Genomic DNA, 6,713 nt, shown 5'->3' with positions numbered 1-6,713 from the left:
AACGTTCCGTGCGGGCGTTCGGGCGTCCCCTCCGAGCGGGGGAAGAACTCGTACCACGCGCCGTACAGGGCCCGTTCCCGCTCCACCAGCAGCGGTGCGGAAGGGCCGGCCGAGACCAACTCCCGGAACGGATGGCGGTCCAGGACCTCCCGCACCTTCGGGGTCAGCGCCGCGGCGTGGCGCTCGGCCACCGGCAGCGAGTCGTCGAGCAGTCTCCTCGCCGCCTCCCGCACCACCGCACGGGCCGGACCACCGGGTACCCGGGCGGCGGCCCGTTCGTGGAGCCGGCCGCCCTCCTCCAGGACGAGACCCGTGTCGATGCCCGCCGGGATCTTGATCTGCGCGGTCCGGCGCCAGGTGGTGACCGGGTCGCCCCAGGCCTCCACCGTGTACGTCCAGTGGCCCACCTCGTGGAGCGTCACCTCCGCGCCCCAGCGGTCGGTGCCGGGGGCGAGTTCACGCATCGGCGTCCACGGCCCACGGCGGCCGTCCGGGCCCCGCAGGACCACGTTCGCGCCGATGGCGTCATGGCCCTCGCGGAACACCGTCGCCGTGATCGGGAACGTCTCCCCGCTCACGGACTTGGCCGGTCGCCTGCCGCACTCCACAAGCGGCGAGACGTCCCGCACCGGGATACGGCCGATCGCTCTGGTGGACCTCACGCTGCACCTCCGCTGTACCGAAAACGCGCCATCGAATAGGGCTTCCGTCGCCCGCTGTCCCCTCGCCCGCCGACGCGCCGCGCGCGGTGCGTGCCCGCCGCCGTCGTGCCTCCGGAACCGCGTCCGGTGCCTGCCGCCGTCGTGCCTCCGGCACCGCGCCCGTACCTGCCGCCGCCGCACCGCCGCACCGCCGCACCACGCCGGTGCCTGCCGCCGTCGCGCCGCTCGCCGTCCTGCGCCGTGGTCCCGCCTGCCACCGCGGTCCCGCCCGACCGTCCGCCACCGTGCCGCCCGCTGCCGTACCGCGGGCCGCTGTACCGGGCACCGCCGTACCGCGGGCCGCTGTACCGGGCACCGCCGTACCGCCTGCCGCCGACGCGCCGGCGGAACGCCGTGGCCGGAGCGCCGTGGCCGGGACGTCGGCCCGCTAAAGCTCCGCCGCGAGATGGGGCACGGGCCGCGCCGCCGACGCCCGCGCGACGCCGCTCCTGCGCGTGCGCCCGCCCCGTCGGGGGAGCGCGTCCGAACCGCCGCGCAGGTACTGCTCGGCGGCGTCCGCGGCCTCCCGGGCGCAACGCTTGCCCATCAGCACGCAGAGGGTGTAACCGCAGTCCTCGAAAGTGGCGCGCACGGCGACGTCACCCGGGCAGGCGAGCATCGCGCGTTCCCAGGCGCGGTAACTGCGCAGACGTCTGGCCACTTCGGTCTTGGCTGGTAGCAGCATGGCGCTGTTCACCTTCCGGGAGTTCGAGGGGTACATCGCCCCGCGGCGAGCGGGTCGGCCCTGTACGCAGAGGTGCGAAACCGTCAAACCTCCCGAGGCCTTCACTTATGGTGCACGGTTGACCACCCAACGTCCTGTTGGATCTTGGTAATGGTGTGCTCGTGTTGCACGAATGGCGTAGCGGTCGCACTGTGGTTGTGACTCAGGAGCCAACAACACTCACGCTTCGTGTTCGGGGCTCGGTCGGGCAGACCGAGGAGGACGGCGAGAGCCTCGCCTGTGAGGAGCCAACGACGATGAAGACCGCAGTGCCCTGCTACTACCACCTCGACGTGGACGTGAGCCCGGAACGGGCCGGGCAGGTCAGGCGCATCCTGGCCGCGCACCTCCGGCACTGGAGCCTGGAGAACCTCGTCGAGCCCGTGTGCCGCGGAGCCGAGATGCTCCTGCGGGCCATCGACGAGCACGCCACGGACAAGCACATCTCGATCGAGATGTGGTGGAACGGCCAGCACCTGATCACCGCCGTCGGGGGCCACGACCGGGACCTGCGTCCCGACCAGGACCTGCGCGGCTGCCTGGAGCACATCGCGGAGACGAGCGACGGCTGGGGCTGCTGCGCCATCGGTACCGGCAGCACGGTCATCTGGTTCTCGCAGCGGGCCCGCGCCGGCGAGCGCGTCCCCCTGGTGCCCACCGCGCCGGAGCCGAGCCTGCGAGAAGGTCTCCAGGTGCCGCGCACCGTCCCCGTGGCGGCCCTCGCCGCCCCCGCGGACGGGGCGGACGGCGTCCTGGAGGGGGCCCGGTGACCTCGCGGACCCACCGCGGCGCAGGGGTGCCCGTGTGGACCGGGCGCCCCTACCCGCTGGGCGCCGACCACGACGGCGAGGGCACCAACTTCGCCCTGTTCAGCGAGGTCGCCCAACGCGTCGACCTCGTCCTCGTCGACGACGACGGCGGCACCCGCGGCGTGACGATGAACGAGGTCGACGGCTTCGTCTGGCACGCCTACCTGCCCGGGGTGGGTCCGGGGCAGCGCTACGGCTACCGGGTGCACGGGCCCTGGGCCCCGGCCTCCGGGCACCGCTGCAACCCGGCCAAGCTGCTCCTCGACCCGTACGCCCGGGCCGTCGACGGCCAGGCCGACAACCACGCCTCCCTGTTCGAGCGGGCGGGCGGGCGCCCGGACCCGAAGGACAGCGCCGGGCACACCCTGCTCGGCGTCGTCACCGACCCGTCCTTCGACTGGGGCGACGACCGCCCGCCGCAGCGCGCGTACGCCGACACGGTCGTCTACGAGGCCCATGTGCGCGGTCTGACCCGCACCCACCCCGACGTCCCGCCCGAACTGCGCGGCACCTACGCCGGTCTGGCGCACCCGGCGGTGACCGGGCACCTCACCTCGCTCGGCGTGACGGCGATCGAGCTGATGCCGGTCCACCAGTACGTGCAGGACGGCGTGCTGAAGGACCGCGGCCTGTCCAACTACTGGGGATACAACACCATCGGCTTCTTCGCCCCGCACAACGGCTATGCCGCCCACGGCACCCGGGGCCGGCAGGTCGCCGAGTTCAAGGCGATGGTGAAGGCGCTGCACGCGGCGGGCCTCGAGGTGATCCTCGACGTCGTCTACAACCACACCGCCGAGGGCAACGAGAAGGGCCCCACCCTCTCCTTCCGCGGTATCGACAACGCCTCCTACTACCGCCTGGTGGACGGGGACTGGTCCCACTACTACGACACCACCGGCACCGGCAACAGCCTGCTGATGCGCCACCCCCACGTCCTCCAGCTGATCATGGACTCGCTGCGGTACTGGGTGACCGAGATGCACGTCGACGGCTTCCGCTTCGACCTCGCGGCCACGCTGGCCCGGCAGTTCCACGAGGTGTCCCGGCTGTCGGCGTTCTTCGACCTGATCCAGCAGGACCCCGTGATCAGCCGCGTCAAGCTCATCGCCGAGCCGTGGGACGTCGGCGAGGGCGGCTACCAGGTCGGCAACTTCCCGCCCCTGTGGTCGGAGTGGAACGGCCCCTACCGCGACGCCGTACGGGACTTCTGGCGCGCCGAACCGGGCTCGCTCGCCGAGTTCGCCTCCCGCCTGACCGGCTCCTCCGACCTGTACGCCCACAGCCGGCGCCGTCCGCGCGCCAGCGTCAACTTCGTGACCGCGCACGACGGGTTCACGCTCCGCGACCTCGTCTCGTACAACGACAAGCACAACGAGGCCAACGGCGAGGACAACCGCGACGGCGAGAACCACAACCGGTCCTGGAACTGCGGCGTGGAGGGGCCGAGCGGCGACCCGGAGGTACGGGAGCTGCGCGCCCGCCAGCAGCGCAACCTCCTCGCCACCCTGCTGCTGTCGCAGGGCATCCCGATGCTCTGCCACGGCGACGAACTCGGGCGCACCCAGCGCGGCAACAACAACGCCTACTGCCAGGACAACGAGATCTCCTGGATCGACTGGCGGCTCACGGCGGAGCAGCGCGACCTCGTCGGCTTCACCCGGCACCTGGTGTCCCTGCGCGCCGCCCACCCCGTCCTGCGCCGGCGCCGCTTCTTCCGCGGCGAGACGGTGACGCACGCCGGCCAGCCGCTGCCCGACCTGGTGTGGCTGCTGCCGGACGCGCGGGAGATGGCCGACGGCGACTGGCGGCGCTCCGACGCGCACTGCGTCGGCGTCTTCCTCAACGGCGACGCGATCGCCGAACCCGACCCGCAGGGCCGCCCCGTCGTCGACGACTCCTTCCTGCTGCTGCTCAACAGCTACTGGGAGCCGGTCGTCTTCCGGCTGCCCGGCCCCGGGTACGGGGAGCGCTGGACGGTGTGCGTCGACACGGTGCGGCCCGACGGCGGCCCGGACGAGACCGAGCACAAGGCGGCCACCGAGGTCACCGTGGAGGCCCGCAGCCTGCTCGTGCTGTCCCGGCCGCCCAGGCGCTCCGAGTAAGCGAGTACGTCGTCCTGACTGCGGGGCCTCAGCGGTCCCGGTGCGCGGTCACCGTGAACTGGGCGCCGTCCGGGTCCCGCAGCACGGCCTCGTCGAAGGCCTTTCCCAGTACGCTGCCGCCGTGCCGCTCCGCGGCCCGCGCGCAGTCCGCCACGTCCGCGACGGCGAAGTGGACCTGCCAGTGCGGCCGGATCGTCGGATCGGGTGCCGCCTCCAGCGCGCCCGACTCGATCCGGGCCACGATGTCGCCCCGGCTGCGCAGCACCACCTCGCCGCTCTCGTAGTGGACCTCGCAGCAGCCGGGCCGGTTCGAGGCCCAGTCGAGGATCTCGCCGTAGAACATGGCGGAGTCGAAGGCGTCGCGGGTGTGCAGCCGGATGAAGGTGGGGGCCGCCTGCCGCCAGACCTCCCACTTGCTGTTCAGCGCCCCCTCCCAGACACCGAAGGTCGCGCCGTCCCGGTCGGCGAGGAGCGCCGCCCGGCCGGGCGGCAGGGAGATCGGGCCGACGGCCACCGTGCCGCCGCGCTCCCGGGCCCGGGAGGCGGCCACGTCCGCGCTCGGCACCGCGAAGTACGGCGTCCAGGCGACCGCCATCTGCCACATCGCCGCGACGGCGGCGACGCCCGCCACCGGGACGCCGCCGACCAGCGCCGTCCGGAAGTGGTCGCCGAGTCTGCCCCGGCGCCACTCCCAGCCGAGGACGGCGGAGTAGAAGTCCTGGGTGGCCTCCAGATCGCGGCTGGTCAGGCTCACCCAGCAGGGCGCGCCGAACACGGAGTGCGTGGAGACGACATCCTTCGCACCGGGGCCGGGTTTCGGGTCATCGTTCATGGCACTCGCGTTCCTGATCTGTGGGCGGCGGCCGGGGGTCCTTTTCCCAGTGTCCGGCCGCACCCGCCCACGGCGCCTGCCGGGGGAGCCGGTGGCACGATGGAGGGGTGTCACGAGTACCGCACGGGTCCCCCGACGAAACGAACCGGATCTTCGCGCTCCAGCGGGAGGTCGACCAGCTCAAGGAGGCCGTCGCCTCCCACGCCGTGGTCGACCAGGCGATCGGCGTGGTCGTCGCGCTGGGCCGGATGACGCCGGACGAGGGATGGGCGGTCCTGCGCGAGGTCTCCCAGCACACCAACATCAAGCTCCGCACCGTCGCCGAGCTGATCCTGCTGTGGGGGCGTGGCGGGCAGCTGCCCGAGGAGATCCGGGCGGAACTGGAGGAACTGCTCGGCCGGCACGACCCCGCCCGAGTGCCGGGCGCGCCACCGCCGGCCGGGCCGGTGACCTGACCTGCGGGTAGGTGGCCCGGCCCACGGGGCGGTGGCCCGGCCCACGGGGCGGTGGCCCGGCCCACGGGGCGGTCCGGTGGCCTTCCCAGCGGGCCGGACGTGCCGCTGGGAAGGCCACCGGACCGCCCCCGCAGGCCGGGAGGCGGCCGTCAGTTCGCCTCCGGCACGACCTCCTCGCGCAGCCGGGCGAAGCAGCCGCTGAGCAGCCGCGAGACGTGCATCTGCGAGATGCCGAGCTGCTCGGCGATGCAGCTCTGGGTCATCCCGCCGAAGAAGCGCAGGTACAGGATGGTCCGCTCGCGCTCCGGCAGGGCCCGCAGGCTCGGGGTGACCGCCACCCGGTCCACCACCGTGTCGAAGGCGGGGTCGGGGTCGCCGAGCGCGTCCTCCAGGGCGTAGCCGTCGGTGCCGGGCATCTGCGCCTCCAGGGACAGCGCCGTGAAGCACTCCAGCGCCTCCATCCCGGTGCGCACCTCGTCCTCGCTCAGGTGCGTGAGCTCGGCGATCTCGGCGACCGTGGGGGGCCGTCCGGAGGTGGTCTGGGAGAGTTCCTTCGCGGCGTGCCGCACCCGGTTGCGCAGGTCCTGGACCCGGCGCGGCACGTGCAGCGTCCACATGTGGTCCCGGAAGTGCCGCTTGATCTCCCCGGTGATCGTCGGCACGGCGTAGGCCTCGAAGGCGCGGCCGCGGTCGGGGTCGTAGTGGTCGACGGCCTTGACGAGTCCCAGGGCCGCCACCTGGTAGAGGTCTTCGAGGGCCTCGCCGCGACCCCGGAAGCGGACGGCGATCCGCTCGGCCATGGGCAGCCAGAGGCGGACCAGCTCGTCCCGCAGCGCCCGCCGCTCGGGCCCCTCGGGCAGCTGGGCGAGCCGTACGAAGGACTCGGCCGTGTCCGGGGCGTCGTCGTGGGGGTGCTGCCTGGTTCTGACGGTGGAACGCATCACGCGCGCCTCCCTCAGGAAGGTGCCGGTGGATGGACGGACACCGTGGGACGCGGGCCTCGGACCCGGCGGTGAGATCACCCGGGGCGGCCGGCGCGGCGGGGTCCCACGGACGTGCCTCCTGTCCGAAGCACATCCCTGTCCAT

Annotated in this window: 7 protein-coding genes; 3 read left to right on the top strand and 4 right to left on the bottom strand. The window is 73.2% G+C overall.

All coding sequences use genetic code 11. The features are described 5' to 3' along the window. Together ACFYWQ_RS38320 and ACFYWQ_RS38315 are read right to left on the bottom strand one after the other, a co-directional pair. Positions 1 to 662 (bottom strand): maltotransferase domain-containing protein (locus tag ACFYWQ_RS38320; protein ID WP_389523713.1); only part of this gene is annotated, 662 nt, incomplete at its 3' end. 427 nt (positions 663 to 1,089) lie between these two features. Further along, a complete protein-coding gene (locus tag ACFYWQ_RS38315) occupies positions 1,090 to 1,386 on the bottom strand; it encodes a DUF5133 domain-containing protein (protein ID WP_389523710.1) in 297 nt (98 codons plus the stop codon). 296 nt (positions 1,387 to 1,682) lie between these two features. Here ACFYWQ_RS38315 and ACFYWQ_RS38310 point away from each other — a divergent pair, with 296 nt between their 5' ends. Further along, positions 1,683 to 2,195, top strand: coding sequence for a pep a2 (locus ACFYWQ_RS38310; protein WP_389523707.1), 513 nt, complete (start codon positions 1,683 to 1,685; stop codon positions 2,193 to 2,195). Continuing rightward, positions 2,192 to 4,339 (top strand): glycogen debranching protein GlgX, encoded by a 2,148-nt coding sequence (glgX, locus tag ACFYWQ_RS38305; RefSeq protein WP_389523704.1) that lies wholly within the window; start codon positions 2,192 to 2,194, stop codon positions 4,337 to 4,339. The genes ACFYWQ_RS38310 and glgX overlap by 4 nt, the downstream gene beginning before the upstream one ends. Positions 4,340 to 4,367: 28 nt before the next feature. On the opposite strand, the gene ACFYWQ_RS38300 is transcribed toward glgX, so the two are convergent. Continuing rightward, positions 4,368 to 5,171 (bottom strand): VOC family protein, encoded by an 804-nt coding sequence (locus tag ACFYWQ_RS38300; RefSeq protein ID WP_389523701.1) that lies wholly within the window; start codon positions 5,169 to 5,171, stop codon positions 4,368 to 4,370. Between the two features lie 107 nt (positions 5,172 to 5,278). Between ACFYWQ_RS38300 and ACFYWQ_RS38295 the strand changes: the two genes are divergently transcribed. Beyond that, positions 5,279 to 5,626 carry an ANTAR domain-containing protein gene (locus ACFYWQ_RS38295; RefSeq protein WP_389523698.1) on the top strand — a complete coding sequence of 116 codons (348 nt, stop codon included), beginning with the start codon at positions 5,279 to 5,281 and terminating at the stop codon, positions 5,624 to 5,626. Between the two features lie 149 nt (positions 5,627 to 5,775). Here the strand turns inward: ACFYWQ_RS38295 and ACFYWQ_RS38290 are convergent, their stop codons facing one another. Further along, entirely contained in the window at positions 5,776 to 6,567 is a 792-nt protein-coding gene (locus ACFYWQ_RS38290; protein ID WP_389523695.1) for an RNA polymerase sigma factor SigF, read from the bottom strand. Positions 6,568 to 6,713: the final 146 nt, after the last annotated feature.

It is taken from the genome of Streptomyces sp. NPDC003247, assembly GCF_042888135.1.
GTDB lineage: Bacteria > Actinomycetota > Actinomycetes > Streptomycetales > Streptomycetaceae > Streptomyces.
This window is presented reverse-complemented; position numbering and strand designations above follow the sequence as displayed.